The organism is Pseudomonas sp. SDO52101_S400, assembly GCF_054071635.1.
In genome coordinates, this window is the sequence record NZ_JBSVWF010000154.1 from 1 (window position 1) to 464 (window position 464).

Sequence of the window (464 nt, forward strand, 5' to 3'; positions counted from 1 at the left end):
AGCGCTGACCTGCACCAACGGTTGTCCAGTGTCGATGGTCACCGGCGAAGAGCTGTTGACCCTGACCGATGGCGTGCTCGATGGCTTGCTGCCGTTCGAGTTCAGTCGGTTGTACCGCACCAGTGCCGCCCAGATCGATGTCGGGCTGGGGTTTGGCTGGAGTCATTCGCTGGCGCATCGGCTGGAGGTCGAGGGCGACGGCGTGGTCTGGGTTGACCATGAGAACCGGCGCACGCGGTTTCCGTTGCCGAATGTCGAGCGGCCGGCGATTCACAACAGTTTGTCGCGGGCGGCGATCTTTCTCGGGGATGAACCGGAGGAGCTGATCGTTGCGCTGGCGGGTGAGGCGGCGCGGTTTTATCACTTTCGGGCTGGGCGTCTGACGCTCATCAGTGATGCCTACGGCAATCGTCTGACGGTGCATCGGGATCTTTCCGACCGGATTCAGCGGCTGGATAACGGGG

General features: G+C 62.7%; 1 protein-coding gene. It reads left to right on the forward strand.

What is annotated here, in order from left to right; translation table 11 throughout:
* Positions 1–464 (forward strand): DUF6531 domain-containing protein (locus ACW9HX_RS29145; protein ID WP_457383221.1); only part of this gene is annotated, 464 nt, incomplete at both ends.